General features: G+C 35.7%; 23 protein-coding genes. 15 read left to right on the top strand and 8 right to left on the bottom strand.

Going from position 1 to position 24,435, the window contains the following annotated elements:
• The first annotated feature begins 2 nt into the window (after positions 1-2).
• Entirely contained in the window at positions 3-788 is a 786-nt protein-coding gene (locus tag EO244_RS00985) for a hypothetical protein (protein ID WP_129252061.1), read from the top strand.
• Here the strand turns inward: EO244_RS00985 and EO244_RS00990 are convergent.
• Positions 765-1,556: a Rossmann-fold NAD(P)-binding domain-containing protein gene (locus EO244_RS00990; RefSeq protein ID WP_129252063.1), complete on the bottom strand. Its 792-nt coding sequence runs from the start codon at positions 1,554-1,556 to the stop codon at positions 765-767. The two genes, EO244_RS00985 and EO244_RS00990, sit on opposite strands and share 24 nt — an antisense overlap.
• Before the next feature lie 547 nt (positions 1,557-2,103).
• On the opposite strand from EO244_RS00990, the gene EO244_RS00995 reads away from it, so the two are divergent.
• From EO244_RS00995 to EO244_RS01015, 5 genes are all read left to right on the top strand, one after another.
• On the top strand, positions 2,104-2,685 hold the full coding sequence (locus EO244_RS00995; RefSeq protein ID WP_262707907.1) for an ATP-binding response regulator: 582 nt from the start codon (positions 2,104-2,106) through the stop codon (positions 2,683-2,685).
• Complete coding sequence (locus EO244_RS01000) at positions 2,678-3,544, top strand: CheR family methyltransferase (protein ID WP_129252065.1); 867 nt, start codon at positions 2,678-2,680, stop codon at positions 3,542-3,544. Before EO244_RS00995 ends, EO244_RS01000 begins: the two co-directional genes overlap by 8 nt.
• Entirely contained in the window at positions 3,529-4,098 is a 570-nt protein-coding gene (locus EO244_RS01005; RefSeq protein WP_129252067.1) for a chemotaxis protein CheB, read from the top strand. Before EO244_RS01000 ends, EO244_RS01005 begins: the two co-directional genes overlap by 16 nt.
• Before the next feature lie 62 nt (positions 4,099-4,160).
• On the top strand, positions 4,161-4,703 hold the full coding sequence (locus EO244_RS01010; protein ID WP_129252069.1) for a class IV adenylate cyclase: 543 nt from the start codon (positions 4,161-4,163) through the stop codon (positions 4,701-4,703).
• A gap of 74 nt (positions 4,704-4,777) precedes the next feature.
• Positions 4,778-5,227 carry a hypothetical protein gene (locus EO244_RS01015; protein ID WP_129252071.1) on the top strand — a complete coding sequence of 150 codons (450 nt, stop codon included), beginning with the start codon at positions 4,778-4,780 and terminating at the stop codon, positions 5,225-5,227.
• A 58-nt stretch (positions 5,228-5,285) separates the two neighbouring features.
• On the opposite strand, the gene tsaD is transcribed toward EO244_RS01015, so the two are convergent.
• Positions 5,286-6,308 (bottom strand): tRNA (adenosine(37)-N6)-threonylcarbamoyltransferase complex transferase subunit TsaD, encoded by a 1,023-nt coding sequence (gene tsaD / locus EO244_RS01020; RefSeq protein ID WP_129252073.1) that lies wholly within the window; start codon positions 6,306-6,308, stop codon positions 5,286-5,288.
• Between the two features lie 162 nt (positions 6,309-6,470).
• Here tsaD and EO244_RS01025 point away from each other — a divergent pair, with 162 nt between their 5' ends.
• The 5 genes from EO244_RS01025 to EO244_RS01045 all read left to right on the top strand — a co-directional run bounded on the left by EO244_RS01025 (position 6,471) and on the right by EO244_RS01045 (position 14,653).
• Positions 6,471-10,874, top strand: a complete 4,404-nt coding sequence (locus EO244_RS01025) for a translocation/assembly module TamB domain-containing protein (protein WP_129252075.1) — start codon at positions 6,471-6,473, stop codon at positions 10,872-10,874.
• Positions 10,875-11,080: 206 nt separating this feature from the next.
• Positions 11,081-12,469, top strand: coding sequence for a sodium:proton antiporter NhaD (nhaD, locus tag EO244_RS01030; RefSeq protein ID WP_129252077.1), 1,389 nt, complete (start codon positions 11,081-11,083; stop codon positions 12,467-12,469).
• A 121-nt stretch (positions 12,470-12,590) separates the two neighbouring features.
• Positions 12,591-13,301: a MotA/TolQ/ExbB proton channel family protein gene (locus tag EO244_RS01035; RefSeq protein WP_129252079.1), complete on the top strand. Its 711-nt coding sequence runs from the start codon at positions 12,591-12,593 to the stop codon at positions 13,299-13,301.
• An 8-nt stretch (positions 13,302-13,309) separates the two neighbouring features.
• Positions 13,310-13,702, top strand: coding sequence for an ExbD/TolR family protein (locus tag EO244_RS01040; protein WP_129252081.1), 393 nt, complete (start codon positions 13,310-13,312; stop codon positions 13,700-13,702).
• 3 nt (positions 13,703-13,705) lie between these two features.
• Complete coding sequence (locus EO244_RS01045; protein WP_129252083.1) at positions 13,706-14,653, top strand: cell envelope integrity protein TolA; 948 nt, start codon at positions 13,706-13,708, stop codon at positions 14,651-14,653.
• A gap of 7 nt (positions 14,654-14,660) precedes the next feature.
• Here the strand turns inward: EO244_RS01045 and EO244_RS01050 are convergent, their stop codons facing one another.
• The gene (locus EO244_RS01050) at positions 14,661-15,437 is read right to left on the bottom strand and encodes a sulfite exporter TauE/SafE family protein (protein ID WP_129252085.1); all 777 of its coding nucleotides are present in this window, start codon (positions 15,435-15,437) and stop codon (positions 14,661-14,663) included.
• Between the two features lie 97 nt (positions 15,438-15,534).
• Complete coding sequence (gene glyA, locus EO244_RS01055; RefSeq protein ID WP_129252087.1) at positions 15,535-16,815, bottom strand: serine hydroxymethyltransferase; 1,281 nt, start codon at positions 16,813-16,815, stop codon at positions 15,535-15,537.
• Between the two features lie 492 nt (positions 16,816-17,307).
• Here glyA and EO244_RS01060 point away from each other — a divergent pair, with 492 nt between their 5' ends.
• On the top strand, positions 17,308-17,790 hold the full coding sequence (locus tag EO244_RS01060; RefSeq protein ID WP_129252089.1) for a hypothetical protein: 483 nt from the start codon (positions 17,308-17,310) through the stop codon (positions 17,788-17,790).
• 63 nt (positions 17,791-17,853) lie between these two features.
• Positions 17,854-18,360, top strand: a complete 507-nt coding sequence (locus EO244_RS01065; protein ID WP_129252091.1) for a hypothetical protein — start codon at positions 17,854-17,856, stop codon at positions 18,358-18,360.
• Between the two features lie 57 nt (positions 18,361-18,417).
• Here the strand turns inward: EO244_RS01065 and EO244_RS01070 are convergent, their stop codons facing one another.
• Positions 18,418-19,812, bottom strand: coding sequence for an aldehyde dehydrogenase family protein (locus tag EO244_RS01070; RefSeq protein ID WP_206734437.1), 1,395 nt, complete (start codon positions 19,810-19,812; stop codon positions 18,418-18,420).
• Positions 19,813-19,928: 116 nt separating this feature from the next.
• Here EO244_RS01070 and EO244_RS01075 point away from each other — a divergent pair, with 116 nt between their 5' ends.
• Positions 19,929-20,642: an XRE family transcriptional regulator gene (locus tag EO244_RS01075; RefSeq protein WP_129252092.1), complete on the top strand. Its 714-nt coding sequence runs from the start codon at positions 19,929-19,931 to the stop codon at positions 20,640-20,642.
• 143 nt (positions 20,643-20,785) lie between these two features.
• Entirely contained in the window at positions 20,786-21,718 is a 933-nt protein-coding gene (locus EO244_RS01080) for a DMT family transporter (RefSeq protein ID WP_129252094.1), read from the top strand.
• On the opposite strand, the gene EO244_RS01085 is transcribed toward EO244_RS01080, so the two are convergent.
• Genes EO244_RS01085 through EO244_RS01095 form a run of 3 tightly spaced genes read right to left on the bottom strand, consistent with a single transcriptional unit; the run spans position 21,715 to position 24,379 of the window.
• Positions 21,715-22,632 (bottom strand): cation diffusion facilitator family transporter, encoded by a 918-nt coding sequence (locus EO244_RS01085; RefSeq protein WP_129252096.1) that lies wholly within the window; start codon positions 22,630-22,632, stop codon positions 21,715-21,717. The two genes, EO244_RS01080 and EO244_RS01085, sit on opposite strands and share 4 nt — an antisense overlap.
• 42 nt (positions 22,633-22,674) lie before the next feature.
• Positions 22,675-23,610, bottom strand: coding sequence for a bifunctional metallophosphatase/5'-nucleotidase (locus tag EO244_RS01090; RefSeq protein WP_129252098.1), 936 nt, complete (start codon positions 23,608-23,610; stop codon positions 22,675-22,677).
• Complete coding sequence (locus EO244_RS01095) at positions 23,600-24,379, bottom strand: 5'-nucleotidase C-terminal domain-containing protein (RefSeq protein WP_129252100.1); 780 nt, start codon at positions 24,377-24,379, stop codon at positions 23,600-23,602. Before EO244_RS01095 ends, EO244_RS01090 begins: the two co-directional genes overlap by 11 nt.
• Positions 24,380-24,435 lie beyond the last annotated feature (56 nt).

The raw sequence follows: 24,435 nt of genomic DNA on the forward strand, positions 1-24,435 counted from the left end.
ACATGTTTAAACTCATTTCGAAGCTTAAAAACAAAGGTAACCTCTGGCCCTATTTCTTTGAATTCTTCACAGTTCTTTTAAGTGTATATCTCGCTTTTCTGTTAACAGAATGGCGCGAGAATCATAAAGAACAGCAAGAAACCAAACTAGCTATAGAAAGATTAAATCAGGAAATATTTCAAAATTACAGAGAGATAATTTCCTTTAAAAAAGATGTTGCCCAAAGGCTTCATAAGATGCAACTCATTGAAAAAATTATTGAACCCAATATCAGTTTTAATGATTATATCGGAGTTTTTAATGGTTTCAGGTATGTGCGGTTTAGTACCGCCAGTTGGAAGCGAATAGGCGATAGTAAGATTGGTAATTTAATGCCCGTTGATTACTTGGATTGGGCACATGACCTATACAGAAGCAATGAACATTTAAATCAACATAATTTAATTATAAATGATCTAATGTACAGTAATATGAACTTTGATCCTAAAAAATGTAAAATCGCATATCATATAGCCGAACTGTACGTTTGGCAACAAGCTGTTTGGGCCATTGATGATGTTTATAACTACACTCAATTTATTCAGAAATATAAACAGGATTTCGAATATCTTCTGAAACAAGACAGTACCGTTAATGCCTATTTTATAAGCAGAGACAGCCTAACACCTGACAAATTAAAAGATCTTCTTAAAAAAGAAGCACGTGAGATTAATAGCCTTAGGAAATCAGAAAAGATGGATGCAATCAGATCTAAAATTAAATCGTTAAAGACTCAGGCTGTCCAATAAATCGGCATGAATAAACTCATAATTCAATCTTCTTTTAAGCTTTTCATTCGTGATGAGTTTAAAAGAAGAGGGGTTTCCCTCCTTCTCATCAAAAATTGGTAGTGGTACCTCTATCAGCTTAGCAGCTCTGGTATAAAACTCTTTTTTCGAAGGATGTGTATCTGCTGTACAGTTAAAACATTCCTCCCACACATCTTGTTTGATAATTTCATTGATAATCTGAATGCAATCATCACGATGAATTAGATTCACAGGAGCTTCTCCATTTTGAACACTCCTACCAGATAAAAAATTACCGGGCTTTCGGTTTCCCCCGAAAAGACCTGAGAATCTTAGAATAGTCGTTTGATAATTCGGGTTGTCTTTCATCAGATTCTCAATAGAAACCCAAACCGATTCACTCAATTCTGAGTTTTCATCAACCGGTTTTGCAGAATTTTGATAAACACCTGTCGAACTAATCAATATCAGCTTCTTAACTGGTGATTGTTCCAACACAGGTAGAAATTGCCTATAGAGTTCAAGATCTTTTATCGTCAGATTTAAAACCAGAATATCTGAATTGAGGAAGCTTTTCATAGCATCATTCAAATCTTCGAATCTTAACTGATAAGCATCAATTCCTTTCTCAAGTAAGCGCTCCTTTTTATCCTGACTCGTAGTAGCACCCTTTACTATAAAACCTTTATCCAGCAGATCAATAGCTAAAGATTCGCCTAACCAACCACAGGAAAGAACACTTACAGTTTTATATATTGATACATGCATAACAGATAGTGTAAGGTTTAAAAAGATTTAGATTTAGATCAATATCAAAGCTAAAGAAAGATTAAAAAAAATCGAATAAAAATTAATTAGAAATTAATATTTAATCCAGTGAGACGAGCCTCTCTGAATTTTTCATGCATAAAATTCCAAACCTTGTTCAATAACCCGTTCAAAATTTCCTTTTTAAAACAGCTTGTTTAAATCTTTGTTCTGTGCCCAAACGGCAAAATTCAAAACCACCAGCAGAATACTCAAAAATTGTTTCATCAGATATACAATATTATAAAATCTTAAGTAATCAAATAAAGCTACAGTTAAATAAGTCGCAAAAAAATACGTTTCATATTATTTTTTAAAGCCACTACAAATACATTAACTAACATTCAGTTTAAGGCAATTCATGTATAAATAAGATGTATTCATTTTATTTTTGACTATTTTTGTTCATATTGAACATGACTAAATTCAACCAATATTAATAATATTATGAACTTGTCTATATCGAAATTCAGAGATTGGAAAATAAAAAAGGCAATCTGACAGTTCTATTTCCAGACAATATGGAGGGACTGGCTTGGGGCTAGCTATCTCAAAAAATCTCACCAACTTAATGGGAGGAAAAATAACACTTCAGAGCAAAGAAGATGTCGGTTCAGAATTCATGTTTGAACTAAAATTTGAATATAAAGAACAAGAAATGACTACAATTCAAAAAAGTTATGAAGATCTTCCTCAAGACCTTTCAATACTTGTAGCTGAAGACAATCCGATTAATCAGAAAGTTGCTGTGTTAACACTTAGACAACTCGGTTTAACTTGCGATGTGGCTAAAAATGGTCTCGAAGCCTTACAAATGTATAAGGAAAAGAATTACGATATCATCCTGATGGACATGCAAATGCCCGTATTAGACGGCATTAATGCTTCTGAAAAGATCAGAAACTACGAGGCAAATATGAATATTGGTAACACATGCTATATTATTGCACTAACAGCCAATGTTTCTTACGAAGACAAACAACACTGTATCAACTCGGGTATGAATAATTTCATTTGCAAGCCTTTCAAAAAAGAAGACTTGAGGGCAGTAATAAGTCAGGGAGTCAAAACCGTTCAAAAATATGACTAACAAACAAAACAAGGTCGAGCAAGATGAAAATATTGATATAGAAATACCTCTAATGCTCGAAGCCATCTATCAGAAATATGGTTACGATTTTCGAAAATATTCACGCTCTCATATAAAGAGACGTCTACTGCATCGTATGGCAGTTAGTCATTTCGAAAGTATATCTCAAATGCAGGATAAAGTCTTGCATTCTAAAGATTTTTTCATTGAACTTCTTGAAGACTTATCCATTAATGTAACAGAGATGTTTCGCGACCCGGAATTTTATGCCTCATTTCGTGAACATGTTATTCCGAATCTTAAAACATACCCTTTTATTAAGATATGGCATGCAGGCTGTTCAACCGGCGAAGAAGTTTACTCCTTTGCCATACTCCTGCGTGAGGAAGGAATTCTTGATCGGTGTCAGATTTATGCAACTGATTTTAACCGTAAAGTTTTGGAAATTGCCAAACAAGGCATCTACCCCATTCGCGACTTAGAACAATTTGAGAAGAACTATAAAAAATCAGGTGGAAAATCCCAACTATCCGATTTTTATACCATGAAATATGGATCTATAAAATTAGATCAAAGTCTGGTGAAAAAAGTGGTTTTTGCTGATCACAACCTTGTTACCGATTCTGTTTTTGCTGAAGTAAATCTCATTATCTGTCGAAATGTGCTCATTTATTTCGATAAAGATTTACAAAACAGAGTTATCAACTTATTTCACGAAAGCCTTTCATCAAGTGGTCATTTATGCTTAGGCTCAAAAGAAACCTTAAAGTTTTCAAGCAAAGAATACAATTTTTCAGATGTCGACCAGCAACAAAAAATTTACAAAAAGAACCTGGTTAAAGCATGTATAAAGCATTAGTTATCGGAACTTCATTTGGAGGACTGGAGGCTCTAAAAGCCACCATCCCCCTTTTTCCGAAGGAATTTCCTTTGGCCATTATCGTTGTGCTTCATATTGGTGATAACCCCAACAATACCTTTATTCACTATTTGAATGAGATCAGCCAATTAAACGTTAAGGAAGCAGAAGAAAAAGAACAAATACTGGCTGGCACAGTCTATTTTGCGCCTCCCAATTACCACCTGCTCATTGAGAACGATGAAACATTTACACTTTCAACCGATTCAAAAGTTCATTACTCCCGTCCTTCGATTGATGTTCTGTTTGAAACTGCTGCTTTGTGCTATAAAGACAAATTAATCGGACTTATTCTTTCCGGATTAAATGAAGATGGAGCATATGGTCTTTATCAGATAAATGAAATAGGAGGCGTTTGCATTGTCGAAGATCCGGATAATGCAATCGCCCGAATTATGCCATCAGCTGCATTTCAAATAGCAAAACCTCAATTCATATTCCCTCTCCATCAAATTTCTGAAAAGATTATTGAAATTGTGAATTCTCAAGACTAAACAAGAGCTTGTTTCCCCCAATTTATTTTTACTTTTGAATCATATTCTTTATTCTTAAAACTATGTCAATAAATATCGAAATTAAAGCCCGTTGTCGCGATTTAAGCAAAATCCGAGAAATTCTCAAAACTCAAAAAGCAGAGTTCAAAGGCGTTGATCATCAAGTCGACACGTATTTCCATTCGAAAAACGGACGCTTAAAACTACGGGAAGGAAATATCGAAAATAACCTGATCCATTACGAAAGAGAGAATACTCCTGATAGTAAAGAAAGTCGTTTTACCTTATACAAAACAAAACCCGACTCCAATCTCAAAAACATATTGGGAAAGGCTCTTGGCAATAAATGTATTGTTGAAAAGGATAGAGAAATCTATTTTATTAATAATGTTAAATTCCATCTGGATACCGTTGAAAAGCTGGGAACATTTGTTGAAATCGAGGCATCAAATATGGATCATGATTACACAAAGGACAAACTTCAGGAACAAAGTAATTTTTATATTAAATTACTCCAAATCAATCCTAAAGATTTTATTTCAGAATCCTATTCAGACCTGCTCCAACAAAATAATTTATTTTCACAAATACTGATTGAAGAATAAAATGATTTTTAATCAGAGTTTTTATGTTGATTCATTTTTAAGTAACTTGAATTAAATATTAAAAACAAAATGCGATGCTTCAATTCGAATACGATATCAGAAGTCATAAAATTAAGGCACTCAATGCTAAGAGTAAACAATTAGCTGTTGGGATCGCCTCTATTATCACAGCAATTGTTTTATATTTTTTCGTCAAGTATATCGACGTTCTTCCTCTTTGTCGATACTTTGCACCTTTTATTGTTACAATTGCGTGCATATACACAATTGGGATTCTTTTGGGATGTAAGTTTATGTACCCACGCGAATACCTAAAAATAAATTCGAGACGAATAAAATACAAATACGGGTGGTTTAAACGACGCACCAAAATCTATAGAAAAGACATTAAAGAATTTAAAATCGAAGATCGAGAACTTATTGTCTTAACAAAAGAACAAGAAGAATTTCGGATTTGCTTAAAAGATTTTTCGGAAGAAGCCATTCTGGTTTTGAAAGGCTATTTAAATATTAATACCGAATAAATTTCCGTAAAAGGATAAAAAAACAGCCTTGAAAATCCAATTTCAAGGCTGTTTCAGTTTATTTTATTGTCATTCGGGCAAAAGGAGCCGTGTCCTGTTCCACAAAATCTTTCTTTAGATATTTAAAATACCCCGTGATGGCAATCATTGCCGCATTATCAAGAGAGTATCCTAACTGCGGAATATAAACTTTCCATCCCTGTTTTGCCGCTGCCTCTTTCATTGCATTTTGCAAACCTGAATTAGCCGAAACACCACCTGCAATAGCAACTTCTTTGATACCCGTTTCACGTACTGCTCGCTTGACCTTATTCATTAAAACATCAACAATCGTGTATTGAAGTGAAGCACACAAATCATTCATATTCTCCTCAATAAAATTAGGGTTGACTTTTACTTTATCACGAATAAAATATAAGAATGAAGTCTTCAATCCACTAAAACTATAATTCAAACCTTGAATTTTTGGCCTGCTAAATTCAAAAGCCAAAGGATTCCCTTCCTTAGCTCGCTTATCAATCACAGGTCCTCCCGGATAGGGAATTCCCATTACTTTTGCACACTTATCAAATGCCTCACCTGCAGCATCGTCAATGGTTTCGCCGATCACTTCCATGTCAGAATGATCTTTCACAATAATAATTTGTGAATTACCTCCCGAAACTAAAAGTGCCAAAAAAGGAAAACCCGGATGATCGTAAGTATTCTTTAAATCATCGATAAAATGTGCAAGAATATGAGCTTTAAGATGATTAACTTCAATCAGAGGAATGTTCTTCGATAGAGCAAAACCTTTTGCAAATGAAGTTCCAACCATCAAAGATCCCAATAACCCTGGCCCTCGTGTGAAAGCAACAGCATCGATTTCATCAGCGGTTATATTCGCTTCTTTCAAAGCTTGATCCACCACCGGAATTATATTTTGCTGGTGTGCACGAGAAGCAAGTTCAGGCACAACCCCACCATATGCCATATGCACCGTTTGAGTGGCAATAATGTTAGAATGAATCACCCCATCTCTCAAAACTGAAGCAGATGTATCATCACACGAAGATTCAATTCCTAATATCGTTATACTCATCAAATTAAAAATTAACGTAAAAAGATTAAAAAAGAATACAAACACAGCTTTCACCCGCTGTTTTCTATTTCTTTTTGTCTAATTTTGTGCAATTGCACTCAAAAGCACAAAACTATTAAAAAATTCCTCAAAATATCAATTTGGTCCATAGCAAGTATCATTATGGTACTTATATTGGCCTATCTTATATTTTTAAGCCCCCGTGTGCAAACCTATTTCTGTCAAAAGATAGCCAAATCAATTTCAGAACGGGCACATACACCGGTAAGCATTCAAGGCGTCGATTTTTCCCCTTTCAAAAAAATCATTCTTAAAGGGGTCTATATTGAGGATCACAGAAAAGATACTCTGATTTACGTTGGGGAATTGAGTTCCAAACTGGATTCCATCAATTTCAAATCGAAGAAAGCCTACATTGGGAAACTCAATTTAAAACAAGCCTATTTTAATTTATATGAGGGGAACGATCGGGTGCAGAACCTTCAGGTTTTCTTAGATTCTCTATCCAATAGCCCAGAAATTCCTGACACGACAAGTCAACAAAATTCCTGGATTATTAATGTTTCCAATCTCGATTTGATTGATTCACATTTTCGTTTCTTAACCATAGATGCTAAAAAGCAAGCTTTTGGAATGAACTACGACGATATCGATGTCAGAAATATAAACCTACAGGCACGCAATATCAAAATCATCGGCGATTCGGTTGATTTCGATGTGAAACATATGAGTTGTATTGAAAAATCAGGTTTTATCCTAACAGGTTTTAAAACGCATTCATGGATTACACCTACACAATGGGGGATGTCTGATGCTACCATAAGTTCACCTAAAAGTGTCCTTTCTGCCAGTCAAATACTTCTCAATTATGTAAGTGGAGAAGGTTATTGGAGTCATTTCACAAAAAAAATGAAGCTCGATTTCCAGATTAGATCATCAAAAATCAGTTTTGAAGATCTGGCTTATTTTAATGATGTCCTTCTGGGCTATAGAGAATCAGGATTTTTATCGGGGCATTTATTTGGCACAGTTTACGATCTAAAAGGACGTAACATTAACGTTATTTATGGGAATCATACCAACTTTAAAGGACGATTTTATCTCAATGGTCTTCCGCAAATTGAAAATTCTTACCTCGAAGCCAATTTTGAGGAACTAACGACTAGTATTTCAGATCTTGAGAATGTGTATATCCCAAACTACGAGGGTAACCATATCGTACTACCCAGTCAACTTGATAATCTGGGGCTCATTCATTATAAAGGGAAATTCAATGGATTTATCAATGATTTTGTTTTTTATGGAAATTTTAAAACCGATCAGGGAGATATCAGAACTGATATCCTTTTAAAACCAAATTTAATTGACAACAGCCTAAGTTTTACGGGTGATATCAACACGCAAAATTTTAATTTGGGCCATTTACTGAACCATGAAAAAGTTGGTCAGGTATCGATGAATGTTTCATTAAAAGGATCAACATCGAAAAAAGGAACTCAAGGGGTAATGAATGGTAATATCAAACAGTTCAATTTTTACAATTACGAATACAAAAATCTATCTCTAAACGGGTATTTTGCTGATAAGCATTTTGATGGTCGGATTTCACTTTTAGACCCCAATATTGAATTTGACTTTGCTGGAAAAATCGATTTTTCAAAAGAAATCCCAGTTGTTAACTTTGATTCTCATTTAAAGAATGCTAAACTATTCCCTCTCCATTTAAACACAAAAGATGAGCTTGCTGAGCTCAATTTAAATTTGAATGCAAACTTTACCGGTAATCGGTTTGACAATGCCAATGGTCATATTTTTATTAACAATATTGAATACAAAAATGGTAGAGGTAAATTCAATCTGAATGATATAAAAATCGATTCTAAGACCACACCCGAACTCAAACAATTTGATCTAAAATCAGATCTAGCTGATCTCAATGTAAAAGGTAATTATGAACTTGATAAACTTGTTTCATCCTTATCAAATATGATTTATTACTATTTGCCAGCTTATGCTCCCGATTCATCTTACACAAAATTAGATTCAACTAATAAATTTGAAATTGATCTTTTAGTGAAGGAGAATTCCGGTCTAACCGAACTCATTTATCCTGATATAATCTTAGCTCCCAACAGCCAATTAAGTGGTGAAATTAATGCGGCAGAGCATGCCTTAAATTTAAAACTAGATATCCCGTTCTTAACCTATGACTCAAAGTCAATAGAAGGTATTAAAGTCAACTTAAATACCAATCACGATAAACTAATATTAAAAGGACGCAGTGACAAATTAGCTTTCACTGAAGATTATAATATCTTCAATCTTTCACATCAAATTGAAGCTCAAAACAATCAGCTTAAATACGATTTAAACTGGAATAATTGGGGTGCCAAAACATACAGTGGATCCTTATCAGCCGTAGGAACAGTCGAATCTAAAACAATGGGGTCTAGCCCAAAGTGGGAAATCGATCTTCTTCCAAGCACCATTATTCTAGCCGATAGCACCTGGCAAATTAATCAATCTCATATCCAAATCGATAGCACAAGTTATAGTATTGATCAATTTAAAATCAGCCAAAACGAGCAGTTTTTATCTATTGACGGCAAAATCTCAACTTTAGCTAAAGACATTATAAAATGCCAATTTAATGATATCAGCCTAAAAAATATCAATACGATAAACAACAGCAGAAATTTAGGGATTGATGGTAAAACCAGAGGTTACTTCCAACTTTCCGATTTTTACGGCGACCGTTTAACCAATGCAGATCTTGTTCTGGATAACCTGACATTTAATAATGACACCATTGGGGATTTACATCTCAAAAGCAATTGGGTTAAAAATGAACAAAAACTTTCTTTGGAAGCATATGTTATTCATAAAAATAAACGTGAAATTAATATTCAAGGAAGCTATTATCCTGTGTTGGATTCTATTAATCTAAGTCTGAACTTAGATTCCATGCGCATGAACATTCTTCATCCCTACTTAGAAGGTAGTATCTCAGAACTTGAAGGCAGACTTGGCGGTTTTATGCAGGTGGAAGGACCAACTAGTTTGCCTCGAATATTTGGCAAACTCAAATTCTTAAATACCTCATTCAAAATTGATCAGTTACAAACCAAATACACATGCAACGACAGTGTGGTTTTCACTCCTAAGGAAATACAGTTTAATAACTTTAAATTTTACGACTCTGAAAACAATATGGCTGAAATTTATGGAGCCATTACCCTAAATGATTATAACAAATTTGATTTGGATCTTGCCTTAAGCACCAATAATTTCAAGCTTCTAAACACCAAAATTACGGATAACGAATTGCTTTATGGCCAAGCCTATCTCACAGGAATAACTCACCTTTACGGATCTCCTGATGATATTGAAATTGAGATAGATGCCAAAACCAGTAGAGACACACGTATTTACATCCCACTTAATAAAACTGGAGATATTGAGAACAGCGACTTCATTACTTTCATCAATACTGTAAATACAGATGAAACTGAACTTGAAAAATATGATATTGATCTGACCGGTATCAAACTAAACTGCAATCTGGAAATTACTCCTGAAACTGACATACAAATTATTTTCGATTCGAAAATTGGTGATGTTTTAAAAGCAAATGGAAGTGGAAATCTCCAACTTGGAATTGATACTAAAGGTGACTTTAAAATTTATGGCAACTACACCATACAAACGGGAAGTTATTTATTTACGCTTCAGAATGTCATCAACAAAAAGTTTGATTTATCGAATGGAGGAACAATCAAATGGGATGGCGATCCCTACAGTGCGACAATTGATATAAATGCAATTTACAATGTAAAAACAACGCTTTATGATATTTTATTAAACACTCCTTACGTTGACAATACCAAAAAGATACAAGTCCAGTGTAATATGAATCTGAGCCAAAAACTCAGCAACCCCAATATCCATTTTGACATTGCCTTTCCAACACTGGATCAACAAACTCAAAGTATATTGGCAGCACTCTTTTCTACCGAGGATGAAATGAACAAACAAATTCTGTCCTTATTAGTCTTGAATCGTTTTTATACGCCTGAATATATGCGATCAACTGATGCTAATTTTGAAAACAAAAACTCAAGTTATGCCGTTGGTGTAACCACAAGTGAGCTACTTTCAAATCAACTATCCAACTGGTTGAGTCAAATCAGTAATAAATTTGATGTGGGTTTTAGCTATCGTCCTGGCGATAACATTACAAGTGATGAAATTGAATTTGCGCTTTCTACTCAGCTTTTCAATGATAAAGTAACCATCAATGGCAATCTCGGAACCAATTCAAATCAAAACCAAAAACAAGATAATGATATTGTTGGAGATTTTGATGTCAATATAAAATTGGATAAAAAAGGCAAGCTTCAAATGAAAGCTTTTACTCGCTCAAATGAATATTTAGCCTCAGATGCATCACGAAATACTCAGGGTGTTGGAATTTTTTACAAAGAGGATTTTGATACCATTTCTGAGTTATTCAAAAAATACATGAATTTCCTCAGAAGCAACAAAAAAGAAAAAGCATCTGAATAGCAGCAACTTAATAAAAACACGATCAATTCTTCAATATTGAAAACCTCTAAATTGAAAGCTCAATTCATAATTAATGCTCAGTCTAAATTACCGAATTGGGGCTCATATTAGCTATTAGATAACTTTTAGCATTCTGCAGATAGTTAAATATGATTATATTAGTGCCTGACAAAAAGCAATTAATTAACTATTAAAACGAAAATAATATGTTTACATTAATGGTCATAGTTTTTGTTCTTGGCTATATTGCAATCGCTCTAGAACATCCATTGAAAATTGACAAAGCAGCTTCGGCTCTTTTAATTGGAGTTATAACCTGGGTAATTTACGTTATCGGTGGTGTTGATATTCTAACATCCGGAGTTAGTCGAGCGTGGAACGAGTACGTTACAACAAACCCAAGTATGGATAACACGCATGGCATGCTAAACTTCATTACTCACCATGAAGTGCTTCACCATTTATCCGAAATATCTGCCATTCTTTTCTTCCTTTTGGGAGCTATGACCATTGTTGAAATTGTAGACCAACATCAAGGTTTTAAAGTAATTACCGATAAAATTAAAACGACCAACAAAGTTAAACTCCTTTGGGTATTAAGTATCTTAACTTTCTTCATGTCGGCGACTTTAGATAATTTAACAACAACAATTGTTTTGGTTGCCTTAATTCGAAAACTAATTGATGATCAAAAAGACCGTTGGTTCTTTGCCTCAATGGTTGTATTAGCGGCAAATGCAGGTGGAGCCTGGTCTCCTATTGGTGATGTGACAACCATTATGCTATGGATTGGTGGTCAGGTAACCACAATTAATATCATCACCCGAGTATTCCTTCCAAGTTTGGCCACAATGATTGTGCCCCTTATCATTGTAAGCTTTTACATGAAAGGAGAAGTAACCCGACCACAAATATCTAATAATGGGGATGATAATTATATCTCTCAAAAAGAACGAATTTTTATTCTGTGTTTAGGAGTATCAGCCCTACTATTTGTGCCTGTATTTAAAACAGTAACGCACTTACCTCCATATCTTGGTATGTTATTCGGCCTGGGTGTTATGTGGGTTGTGACAGAAATTATGCATAAAAATAAAGAAGGTGAATTTAAGAATCGTTTAAATGTAACAGGTGTTCTTAAAAAAGTAGACGTTCCAACAGTCTTATTTTTCTTAGGAATTCTTTCCGCAGTTTCAAGTATGCAATCTGCAGGTCACCTCGATATTTTAGCTTCATGGCTAGATAAAAACATTCACAACATCTATATCATTAACTTGATTATTGGTGCCCTTTCTTCAGTTGTTGACAATGTACCTTTAGTGGCTGCTGCCATGGGCATGTATCCAATTGAAGGTGCACAAGCCATTGGTTATGCTTCAAACTTCGTTCAGGATGGTTTATTCTGGGAATTCTTAGCCTATTGTGCCGGAACCGGAGGTTCTATGCTTATCATCGGTTCAGCTGCCGGAGTTGCTGCAATGGGAATGGAAAAAATCGATTTCATTTGGTATTTGAAAAAAATAAGTCTTCTGGCTTTAGTTGGCTACCTCGCTGGTGCAGGTGTTTATATCATTCAAACCATGATATTACATTAAAAGACAAATTTTCTCATAATTTCTATGAGGAAACAAAAAACAATAATATTACTTTAGCGAGATATAATATTCTATATTATATCTCGTTTTTTATATATAGATAAATCAGAAAATTGACAATATGAATTACCTTTTGATGTTTGCAAGTCTTCAGAGCATAGCTCAGAATGAAGACATTATCAGTGAATCAGGAAATAAGTCCAGTGAAATAACACTTAATTTTATTGATTTGGCTTTTAAAGGTGGTTGGATCATGATTCCTATCTTTGCCTTATCAATTATTGCGATTTGGATTTTCTTTGAGCGTTTTCATGCCATCCGTAAAGCCTCTAAAAAGGATGATAACTTTATGAATCGCATTAAGGATTACATTCATGATGGTAAAATTGATTCCGCTCTCTCGCTATGTGAATCGAATGATACACCAGTTTCAAGAATGATCTCAAAAGGTGTGAAACGTATTGGTCGCCCACTAAACGATGTCAATGCGGCAATTGAAAATATCGGAAACCTTGAAGTTTCTAAACTTGAAAAGAATTTGCCGACTCTTGCCACTGTTGCAGGGGCTGCCCCAATGATTGGATTCCTGGGTACAGTAATGGGAATGATTCAGGCTTTTTATGCCATGGCCAATGCCGGAAATAATATCGATGTCTCTCTGCTTGCCAATGGGATTTATACTGCTATGGTTACAACTGTTGCCGGGCTTGTTGTGGGTATTATTGCCTATTTTGCCTACAATATTTTAGTCGCCAAAGTTGAAAAAGTCGTTTTCACAATGGAAGCTACAACAACTGAATTTATGGATCTTTTGAATGAACCTATCAAGTAAGTCGCACTATGGCATTAAAATCAAGAAATAAAGTCAACGCCAATTTCAGCATGTCTTCTATGACTGATATTGTCTTTTTGTTGTTGATCTTTTTTATGGTAACATCAACTTTAATTGCACCCAATGCATTAAAATTATTATTGCCAAAAAGTAGCAATCAAACGGCTGCAAATCCAATCACATCAGTATCGATAGATAAGCACTACAACTTTTATATCGAAACAACTCCTACTCCATTCTCAAAACTTGAAGGAAAACTACAACGAATGTTGGCTAAACACGAAGATCCAACGATTTCACTTCATGTGGATAAATCTGTCCCTATGGAACAGGTTGTAAAAGTGATGAACATAGCCAAAAACAATAAATACAAACTGATTTTAGCAACTTCAGCAAAATAATATATGAAGGATTCCAGAAGCAAACGTGTCGGTCTTGTGGGAACTTTATTGTTTCACACAGCAATTATTGCACTCCTGTTTTTTCTGGGTTTCCGAACTCCTCTGCCTTTACCTGAAGAAGAAGGCATTCTCATTAATTTTGGTAATACAGATCAAGGGGCTGGTAATAAAAGACCTGCTCCAACACAATCACAAGCTGCAAAAAAAGCAGTGTCGAAACCGGTTGTTAAAAAGAAAGACGCTGTAAAATCAGTAAAAAAAACAGCAAGCTCACCAAAAGAAAAAATCCTGACTCAGAATACCGAAGATGCACCTAGTCTTCCATCTGCTGAAGAAATTGCGAAAAAGAAAGCGAAAGAAGAGCAGGCAAAAAAACTAAAAAGAGAACGAGACAAGGCTCAAAAAATTGAAGCAGAAAAAAAACGTCTTGCTAAGCAAAAAAGACTGGAAGAAGAAAGAGCTGAACAAGAAAGATTGGCTGAAATTGAACGTGAAAGATTAGCCGAATTGGCTCGCCAGGAAAAAATTGCCAAAATCAATAACAAAACAAAAAATGCGTTTGGCAGTGGCAGCTCAAATGCCAGTTCACAAGGAAAAACATTTCCTTCCGGCCATCAAGGTAAAACAAATGGATCTGCAGATTCAAACAATTACACAGGTAGCGGGCTAGGTAACAATGGTTACTCTTTTGATTTAAAAGGGCGAAATTCATTGTATATTCCTAAACCCCAATACAATCTTCAGGAAAGTGGAAAAGTTGTGGTAGAAGTTACGGTGGATCGAAATGGAAAAGTAACCAGTGCCCGACCAGGTGTTTCTGGTTCGACTACTGCTAATATTACACTTCTTGAGGCCGCAAAAAGAGCGGCACTAAAAGCTAAATTCAATTCTGACAGCAAAGCTCCTGCCTATCAGCGTGGTACCATCACTTATCATTTCCAATTAGACTAAATTTGATCTATTTAAGAATCATCATAAACAAATCAAATACACCTAAAAATTTGATTGAAGCGACTATAATCACTCCCATTAAAATATAACGAACATATTTAGCACCCCAACTCACAGCGAATCTCGTTCCAAACCAAGCTCCAATCATATTCCCTAATCCAAGAATTAATCCTATTTTATAATCGACTTGATCGTTATAGATAAACACGGCTAAAGCAAATGCGGTATAAAGCAGTACGATAAATATTTTGATTGCATTGGCCTTCACCAAATTGAATCCGGCACCAAGAACTAAACCTGCCAGAAGAAAAAAACCAACTCCTGCCTGAATAAAACCACCATAAAAACCAATGAAAAAGAAAATGATATTTTGGCTCAAACTCGGTCTCTTCCCCATTTTACCAGCCTGACCTTTGACCCAGGCATCAGGTTTATAAAGGACAATGAAAAAAAGAACAATCAGAATGGCCCCAATCGTCCGCTCCATAATTTTCTCGTTGATGTTCACAGCAAAAACGGCCCCAAGAATAGAACCAACAATAGCAGGTAAGGCTAAACCAATTCCTTCCTTATATTTAAAAACCTTTTGCTGTTTAAAACTGGCAACACCAACAATGTTTTGCATTAAAATAGCTATGCGCAAAGTACCATTAGCCACTGTAGCCGGCAAACCTAGAAAAATCAGCAAAGCCAAAATTAAGATAGAGCCACTCCCGGCTAATACATTGATAAAACCGGCAAATACACCTGCTAAGACAACTAAAATATACGAGTACCATTCCATAAATCTATTCCATCTAGAATCAAACAAAATTTTTTGCAAGGTAAAAAAATAAAGGCCACCCAAGAGGCAGCCTTTAAAATATATCAGTAATAAATAATTACCAAGCAAACATAGGACGCTCAGTCATCATTGCATTTACACGAGTTTTAACAGAAGCAATCACTTCTTCGTTTTCTATATTAGAAATCACCTCGTCAATCATCTGAACGATAATTGGCATTTCAGTTTCTTTAAGACCACGAGTTGTAATAGCCGGAGTACCCACACGAATACCAGAAGTCGCAAAAGGAGAACGTGTATCAAAAGGCACCATATTCTTGTTGATTGTAATATCAGCCTTTACTAAAGTATTCTCAACTTTCTTACCTGAAATCTCTGGAAATTTAGAACGAAGGTCAACCAACATAGAGTGGTTATCTGTTCCGTTAGAAACAACTTTATAACCCAATTTAATGAACTCTTCAGCCATTACCTTAGCATTCTTCTGCATCTGAATAGCATACTCTTTATAGCTATCAGTTAAAGCCTCACCAAAAGCTACCGCTTTAGCAGCGATAACGTGCTCTAAAGGACCACCTTGTTGTCCTGGGAATACTGCGAAATCCAACACCTGAGACATCATTTTGATCTCTCCTTTAGGTGTTTTTTGTCCCCATGGATTTTCGAAATCTTTTCCAACAATAATCAAACCACCACGAGGTCCACGAAGTGTCTTGTGAGTTGTAGTTGTAATAACATGACAATAAGGAACCGGATTGCTCAATAAGCCTTTAGCAATTAAACCTGCTGGGTGAGCGATATCAGCCATCAAAATAGCACCTACTTTATCTGCAATTTCACGAAGACGTGGGAAATCCCAATCACGAGAATAAGCAGAAGCACCTGCTACAATCATTTTTGGATTATTTTCCAAAGCTAATTTTTCTATCTCATCGTAATCAACTAAACCCGTTTCTTCATTAACGTGATAAGCGATTGGGTTGTATAAATTACCAGATAAGTTTACAGGAGAACCATGAGAAAGGTGACCACCGTGAGCCAAATCTAATCCCAAGAAAGTATCACCAGGTTTCATGCATGCATAAAAAACAGCAGCATTCGCCTGAGCACCTGAGTGAGGTTGAACATTAGCATACTCTGCACCAAATAATTCACAAGCTCTATCAATTGCCAATTGCTCAGTTTGATCTACAATCTGGCAACCACCATAATAACGCTTTCCAGGATATCCCTCAGCATACTTGTTGGTTAAACATGAACCCATAGCCTGCATTACCTGCTCACTAACGAAGTTCTCTGAAGCGATCAATTCGATTCCTTCTTTCTGGCGATTGTGCTCTTGTCCAATCAGGTCAAAAATAAGAGTATCTCTTTCCATTGTTGTTTTTTTCTTTTGTTTGTATTTTATAAATCTGTCAGTTCCATTCATCAGTTATACTAAAAGTTCTCACTAAAAGCATAACCCAATTCAATTCGATTACAAGCCCAATAAATCAACTACAACCTACTGAATTACAAGTTGTAATTCCCTAAAAAGAAGGTCGATTCCTACCCGTATTCATTTTTCCAAAAATAGACATTTAGCCCTATTAAAAAAACATTTGAGACCTTTTTTACAATAGCTTTTAAAGATTGTTTTAAATCCCTAATAAACAGAAGTCTAAAACAATTTAACATGAACAAGCATTCCTCCGGTTATAAAATAAATCAGTTTTAATAAAAATTATTGTAACCATTTCACTATTCACAATACTAATAATAACATCAAGCTTATTTTTATGTATGGAATTGCAGTCTTTTTAGTACATTTATTATCAATTTCAAATGAAAAAGAATTCCGAAATATTATCACAAACCAAAAATCTATGATATGGAAACAATTTCTGTTCATCCAAATCCTCGTCCAACCCTACTCACTGTACTTTGCATATTGACATTTATAGGTAGTGGTATAGGTGTTTTAGGTAATCTGGTAGCCATGTTTTTTGCTCCTTTTATAGATCTGTTTCAACCCTGTATGCTGGATGATGCATATAATCATTTAGGCAACGATGCCGGTGCATTAATCGTTAAACAAGCTCTTGACATGGCACAAATAGTCTTTGATAACTTTTTAGCCATCACACTTTCCAAATTCATATTATTTGCTTTAAGTTTAACAGGTGCAATTATGATGTTTAAAATGAAAAGAATCGGTTTTTACCTCTACACTGCTGCTCAGGTAGGATTTCTGTTTGTAGCCCCTGTTTTTATTGGATGGAATCTGTTTGTCAGCATGGCCCTTTTATTTTCAGGCTTTTTCTCGGCTTTATTCATTGCACTATATGCTATCAATTTAAAACACATGTCCTAATAAAATTTTATTCTCACATATAATACTATTTTAAATCTATACTAACACATAATTAAAAAAACAATGGAAGACAATGTTTCTCAGGTAGTATTACCTAAAAAAAGACCTACATTTATAACTGTACTATGTATATTATCATTAATTGGTAGCGGTGGATTTGGAATACTTCAACCTCTTTACCAATACGTTACTTTTGACAAAACATACCCTGAAAAGGTAGCTCAAATTGAAGAAGGGATTCAAAAACTTGAAGATGCAGGAATGGACTCTGGTTTTTTCTATGAAACAGCTCAAAATGGCCTTTTAGTTCTTGAAAAAACGGCAGAGAATTTAGGTCCTATGACTGCAACTAACGTTCTATTTGCCTTGTTAAGCTTATTAGGCGTTTTCTTAATGTTCAAACTTAAAAAGAATGGGTTTTATCTATACGCTGTTGCAAACTTATTTTGGATGCTGGTTCCCATCTATTTTATTGGTATGGAAGTTGGTATGATGACACTTGCAATGGGAGGAGTTATAACAATTCTGTTCATCATTCTTTATGCAGTCAACCTCAAACATATGGAATAATACAAACTCAAAAAACAAAAGAGGCTGTCCAGCAAGGCAGCCTCATTTTTGTATCATCTAAATCGATTTTGACCGGATGACCATTAATTTATCACGCGTCATTTCTTTCATTGAATAGGGAATACCTCCTACACCGATTCCTGATGCATCCCTGCCACCAAACGGCATCCAATCCACACGAAAAGCGGTATGATCGTTCACCATAACTGCCGAAGCATTCAGTTGATTAACGACATCCAAAGCCTTATCCATATCCCTGGTAAATATCGAAGCTTGAAAGGCCAAATCCAATGAATTACTGCGATCAATAGCTTCCTGCAACTTACTGTAGGTATATAAACAGACAATAGGCCCAAACACTTCAAATTTTGAAACTTTTGACTCCTCAGAAGGATTTAACAAGACAGTTGGCAGGTAACAAGTTTCCATACACTTATGCCCCCCGCACAATAATTCAGCACCTTCTTCTACAGCTTCGGTCACCCATTTATGAACTCGCTCCTGTTCATAAGAATCAATTAACGGTCCCACTTCGGTAAACGGATCCAAAGGATCGCCAACCTTTACCGCTTTAGCATAAGCAACTAGTTTCTCACTAAACTCATCCACAATAGACTTGTGTACATATATTCTTTGAACAGATACACATACCTGACCTGCATGATAAAATGCTCCCTTACCCAACAAAGACACAGCTTCATCAATATCCGTATCGGCTTGAACAATTACCGGAGCGGAACCACCGTGTTCCATGGCACAATGTGTTCCCGGTGCCAACTTCGATCGTAATGACCAGCCCACTTCTGCCGAACCAATAAAAGAGAAATAGTTCACACGCTTGTCCTTTACCATCAATTCCGCATTTTCACGATTACAAATCACCACCTCTACCCAATCTGCAGGCAAACCCGCTTCTTTCATCATTTTAACCAACTCGATAGCAGACAAAGGCGTGCTGCTTGCAGGCTTTATAATAACAGGACATCCAACTGCAAAAGCCGGAATAATCTGATGAACAGCAAGATTTAAGGGATGATTAAAGGCCGATATGCTTAGCACAACTCCAATGGGTTCGGGCATCGTAAAGGCTAATCGGTTAAGCGACGCTGCTGTCATTCCCATAGGAATTTGCTCGCCTCTTATCTGACCAATATATTCTATAGCTAATTGAACCCCATTAATTGCACGGAGCACTTCTACCTTACTATCCTGATATGGTTTTCCACCCTCTAATGCCGCAATTTTAGTCAGGTCTTCAACTCTGGCTTCCATCATTTTTTTTGTTCTTTCCAGAATTTCAATTCGCTCATAGGGTTTCAGCCATCGCGAACGATCCTGAAACAACGCATAAGCATTAGCCATTTTTTCTTCAACCTGTTGACTATCCATTAGGGGAATTTCCTGTAGCAATCGACCATTGAAAGGTGATCTAACTTGTATACTTGTCATCATAAGTGTTTTTTTTATTTTGTAATCACCAAAATACAAGAATTCAAAGCCAATATCAACAAGTATTCTTTACTTTTGCACGAATTTTTAGTTTATCATCCCTATCAGAACGAATTAATATGCAATATCTCGCACAGAATTTAAAATACCTCCGCTTAAGAAAACGATTATCACAAACAAAACTTTCTTTTAAAATAGGTATTGGTGCTTCATCCATATCCGCTTACGAGAAAAAGAGATCGACACCAAAACTCGACACACTTCTTAAATTCACGAACTTCTTCAATCGAGGTTTGGATGAACTTGTTCTAACCGATATTAGCGCTCAGGATAAAGAAAAACTGCAGGATACCAAAGGTGATAAATTAAGAATTCTCCCTATTGTTGTGGATGATCAAAATGAAGAGATGATTACCCTTGTTCCTGTTAAGGCAGCAGCGGGTTATTTAAATGGCTATTCAGATACCGAATTTATCAGTGAACTTCCAAATTTCAGAATGCCTTTTGCTGAACTGTCAGAAAACAAAAGCTACCGTGCTTTCCAAATTGAAGGTGAAAGTATGTTACCCATTCCTGGCGGAGCCTATATCATCTGCGAATACGTACAAGATTGGGAACTGATCCGTAATGGTTCCTGTCATGTTGTTGTTAGCACTGAAGATGGAATTGTATATAAGCGTATTCAGAAGGATTTGGATAACAATCAGTTTATCCTTCACTCAGACAATCCGGAATATTCTACATTTGAAATCGGATTAAATCAGGTTTTGGAAGTTTGGAAAGCCTTAGGTTATGTTTGTTTCGACTTACCATCCGTTCAAAACAAAGATTAAAAATCTCACAATCAGAACCTAAGACAAAGAGATATTTTATTGAAAACAAGATTAAAATCATATCCCCATGCATCTATTATTCTAAAAAAATAGTTTACTTTCGTCCTGCTTAAACTCATTCTAAATAATTTAATCCAACCAAAATGGGAAACTCAGGAATATCAACAAATCTTAAAGGGGTTTTATTTGCTTGCCTAACGGCTTTTCTTTGGGGCTTTTTGCCTATTTTCCTGAAAGTCTCACTGAAATATCTTGAACCAAGTTCTATTGTTTGGTTTCGATTTACTTTTGCAGCTTCTATTCTATTTATTTACTTCTTAATAATGGATAGAAAACAGCTTCAGATATTTAAGCGTCCTCCGGTTCTACTTGTGATTGCTGCATTAGGATTGGGATTAAACTATATGGGTTTCCTCCAAGGGGTTAACTATACGAGTCCCAGTAATGCGCAAATCATTATCCAAACAGGACCCATCCTATTAGCTTTAGTTGGTTTCGTCGTTTATAAAGAAAGACTAAACAACAAACAGATTGGTGGATTTGCTATTGCCGGCATTGGTCTAATTCTATTTTATCAGAATCAGTTACAAGGATTTCTTAACGATCCTGAAGCCTTTAATAAAGGTTTTTTGTGGATTGAAATTGGTGCTGTTGCCTGGGTTTTGTACGCTGCACTTCAAAAGAAATTGGTGCAAAAACATCCTGCCCAAACGCTGAATATGTTCCTTTATGGCTTACCTGCTTTGCTTTACACCCCTACAGTTGATTTTCCAGCTTTTGCAAATTTAAGCTTCCCCATTTGGTTGATTGTCATTTTCCTTGGCCTAAATACCCTTATTGCCTATGGTGCTCTAGCTTTCGCTTTTAAATATACTGAGGCCTATAAGGTAAGTATCATCGTCACTTTAAATCCAATTATAACGCTCATTACCATGGCAGTCCTTTCCGGTCTTCAAGTGGATTGGATCAAGACTGAAAATCTAGATCCAATTTCTATGATTGGTGCCGTATGCGTTATTGGAGGTGCAATAATTGCCGTTTTCTTTGCCCGGGAAAATAAAGTCGCTAAAGCTTAAACAATTTCATTACTATCAAAACCTTCAATTTCCACTTCATCAAGAGGATCAATATGAAGCGTTACTGAATAAGCATATTCCTCAGTGATTTGATTTTCGATATAATCGACAATTTCATGTGCCTCTCGAATTGACATTTCAGGAGGCAAACAAATATGGAATGTGATCTCATTATGATCGCCATAAGAATGGACATGGAAATGATGCGGATGTAAATTTTCAGGATAACAACGCTCACAGGTTCGTTTCAATTTTTCGATGATTTCAGCTGAGGGGCTCTCACCTAAGAGCGTGTAAATTGAATCGCGAATAATTTCGTAGGCTGCATAACCAATCAACAAAGCAACTACAAGTCCTAAAGCACCATCGAGCCACCAAAAATACTTCCCTAAAAAGATACCGATCAAAATAATTAATGAAGAAATCGCATCACTCCTATGATGCCAGGCATCAGCCTTTAAAACTTTTGATTCAGCTTTTCTGGCTCCCCAAAAAGCAAACTGAGCCAGCAATTCTTTTAAAATCACTGAGGCAATCATCACATAGATTGCCAAAGGCCCAAACATGGAACCTTCACCATTTTTAAGCGTATCGTAGGATTGCAAAACAAAATCGAAAGCCACAAGTAGCAGCATAATTCCAATGACAAAAGCTGCTATTAAATCAGCACGACCATGACCAAATGGATGCTCTTTATCAGCAGGTTTTTTTGAAAATTTGGCACCCAGTAATACAATAACCGAGCTCAAACTGTCTGACAAAGTATGCCAGGCATCAGCCATAATAGCTATAGATCCCGTAACAATTCCTGCCCAATATTTAAGTGCAAACAATAAAATATTAGCAATAATTGAAAGCATACCTTCCACATAAGGTAAATTGGACTTATCAAGCTTCTTAAAAAGGTTCTTCATATTCTTTAAATTTTGATTCAGAATCAGAATCACATACAAATATTAAGCTTCCAATCTTTTATCAATGGAATGCAAACTTGAACTCGCAAGCTTAATTCCCTCATTTTTATCTATATAAAAATCAATTCGGCCAAGAGCAATACCGGCCCATCCAACCTGATTGATAACTACCTCTTTGTCATCCAAATTCCGAACACGAGTCGCTGTTTCCAATAAGGTGTGCGAATGTCCTCCTAAAATGACATCAATACCAGAAGTACTTTTGGCCAACTTTATATCGCACATGTCATCAGTATCGCTACTGTACCCCAAGTGAGACAAACAAATAACAAGATCACACTTCTCATCATCCTTTAAAAGGGCAACCATTTTTTCTGCCACATAAATTGGGTCATTATATTCAACCCCCTCACAATTTTTACTTGCAACAAGTCCTTCCAGCTCTACACCTAAGCCAAAAATACCAATCTTGATATTGTCTTTGAAGAAAATTTTATACGGATTTATCTTGCCTTCTAAGACTGTCCCCGTAAAATCGTAATTTGAGTTTATAAATGGGAAGTTCATATGTTTCATCTGAGATGAAATTCCAAGCAGACCATTATCAAATTCATGATTTCCGATTGTTCCCGCATCATAGCCCATCTTAGACATCAGTTTCAACTCAGCTTCACCTTTAAAGAAATTGAAATAAGGTGTCCCCTGATAAATATCCCCACAATCAAGCAATAGAGTATATTCTTCTTCCCTTCTTATTTTTTTAACCAGCGCATTTATTCGAGCAAAACCACCTAAACCGGGATATTTGGGATCTGATTCCGGAAAAGGATCGATATGAGAATGCATATCATTGGTATGTAACAATGTTATTTTTGTCAACTTGTTCTTTGCTGCTTTCGAGCTGAATGAATAGCCACCTAAACCTAAGAAAAGGCTTCCCATCCCCAACTTTTTAAAAAAATCTCTTCTATTGCTCATAGTAAATCCTCCCATCTAACTCAGACTTAATTCCAATTCCTGACTGATACAAAGTTTTGGCATGTGCTATAATCGCTTCACGCAATTTCATGTGCATGTGACGAAAATTCTCCCGCTTTTCAAAAGAATTCATCCCATCTCCTCCATTTACCAAATAATCGATACTTATGATATGGTAGACCTTATTTATATCCAGTTTTTCACCGCCAATTTTAACATCAACAGCTTTCCCGTCTTTTATTCCCATCTTAATTCCAGAAACCCCTTCACCTTTTTTAGCAGCCAAATATCTCAAAACATTTTTCAAATCTGCTCCCTTCATCCCAATGATTACAAGTTTGTTTTCAAAAGGTAAAAGTTCAAACAATTTCCCAGTGGTGATGGCACCTTTCGGAAGGCTGGTTCGCAAACCGCCATTATTAATAATCGATAAATCAACACCATGAGCAAGATGATTCTCAAGACAATACTGATTGCCAATTTCGAGCATTGCATCAGCAATATAATTGCTCAACAAGGACTCTGGTTTACCCGACATTAAGGCTTCAGAACTTACCGATACGATTTGGTTCATCTGAGAATCAATCCCGGTTTTGTACAAACTGATCATATTAATGAAAGCCGTATCCTTTAAAGCTTGCTGATCCAAACAAGAATCAATACTAAAATTAGAATCAAAAACCCCAGCTTCATGCTGAGATTGAGGCGCACAGGCAACTACAAAAATTAAGCAAGTCGCCCACAACAAATAACTTAGGTGTTTTAACATCCTTAAATCTTTTAATGAGATGCAAAAATAGAAAAATCATTCTGAATGAATGACTA

The organism is Ancylomarina salipaludis (genome assembly GCF_004122035.1).
Classification (GTDB): Bacteria; Bacteroidota; Bacteroidia; order Bacteroidales; family Marinifilaceae; genus Ancylomarina; species Ancylomarina salipaludis.